The 1,356-nt window shown below is 62.2% G+C and carries 2 protein-coding genes; one reads left to right on the forward strand and one right to left on the reverse strand.

Annotation, left to right across the window (positions count from 1 at the left end):
* Window positions 1–61: 61 nt before the first annotated feature.
* The gene (tsaD, locus tag ABYA88_RS16485; protein WP_373188467.1) at window positions 62–1,093 is read left to right on the forward strand and encodes a tRNA (adenosine(37)-N6)-threonylcarbamoyltransferase complex transferase subunit TsaD; all 1,032 of its coding nucleotides are present in this window, start codon (window positions 62–64) and stop codon (window positions 1,091–1,093) included.
* A gap of 3 nt (window positions 1,094–1,096) precedes the next feature.
* Here the strand turns inward: tsaD and ABYA88_RS16490 are convergent.
* Window positions 1,097–1,356 (reverse strand): glycerol-3-phosphate acyltransferase (locus tag ABYA88_RS16490; RefSeq protein ID WP_373188466.1); only part of this gene is annotated, 260 nt, incomplete at its 5' end.

Raw genomic sequence — 1,356 nt, forward strand, 5'->3', positions numbered from 1 at the left:
CAGCCCGCAGGAATATTATCATGCGCAGCCACTCCAACAGCTGATTGCAGCAAGGACCCTAATGCGCGTTCTGGGTATTGAAACCTCCTGTGATGAAACCGGCATCGCTCTGTACGACAGTGAGCGAGGCTTGTTGGCTGACGCCCTGTTCAGCCAGATCGACCTGCACCGGGTTTACGGCGGGGTTGTGCCCGAGCTGGCCTCCCGTGATCACGTCAAACGTCTTATTCCATTGATACGTGAGGTGTTCACCAGCGCGGACGTGAGCGAGGGTGATGTCGACGGCGTGGTCTACACCGCCGGGCCCGGGTTGGTGGGTGCCCTGCTGGTGGGTGGCGCGTGTGCGCGCGCGCTGGCTTTTGCCTGGGGTGTGCCGGCGTTGGGTGTGCATCATATGGAAGGCCACCTGTTGGCGCCGATGCTGGAAGAAAATCCTCCGGCGTTTCCGTTCGTTGCGTTGCTGGTGTCCGGCGGCCACACCCAGTTGGTGCGGGTCGATGGCATTGGTCAATACCAGTTGCTCGGCGAATCTCTGGATGACGCTGCGGGCGAAGCTTTCGACAAGACAGCCAAAATGATGGGGCTGCCGTACCCCGGTGGACCCGAGATCGCCAGGTTGGCGGCTTCTGGTACTCCGGGGCGTTTCACCCTTCCGCGGCCAATGACCGACCGCCCGGGCCTGGATTTCAGTTTCAGCGGCCTCAAGACGGCGACGCTCAATACCTGGCAGCAATGCGTGGCCAACGCCGATGACAGCGAACAGACGCGCTGCGACGTGGCGCTGGCTTTCGAGCAGGCGGTGGTTGATACCCTGACCATAAAATGCAAGCGCGCGCTCAAGGCCACTGGCCTTAAGCGCCTGGTGATTGCCGGCGGCGTGAGCGCCAACCGGCAACTGCGACAGTCTCTGGAGAAAATGGCCAGTGGGCTCAAGGGTGAACTGTTCTACGCCCGGCCGGCGTTCTGTACGGATAACGGCGCAATGATTGCTTACGCCGGTTGCCAGCGCCTGATGGCCGGGCAGCATGATCAGGCTGGTATCGAAGCGCGTGCCCGCTGGCCGATGGAGCTGTTACCTCCGGTCAACGCTTGACGCTCAACGCTTGAAATGGTTTTCGCTGCCGTCCAGCAGCCGGCCGATATTGACCCGGTGACGCACCAGTATCAGCGCGACCATGAGAGCGCAGGGTAGTAACAGTTCGGGCCGATGCCAGGCTAGCCAGGGCAGCAGGCCGGCGCAGGCTGCCAGCGACGCGAGTGAGGCAATGCGTCGCCAGGCAAAGACTGCTAGCCAGAGCAGGGTAGCAACCAGTGCGGCGGGCCATGAAAGCACCAAGAGCACCCCTGCTGCAGTGG

The sequence above is a fragment of the Halopseudomonas sp. genome, from assembly GCF_041579695.1.
GTDB lineage: Bacteria > Pseudomonadota > Gammaproteobacteria > Pseudomonadales > Pseudomonadaceae > Halopseudomonas.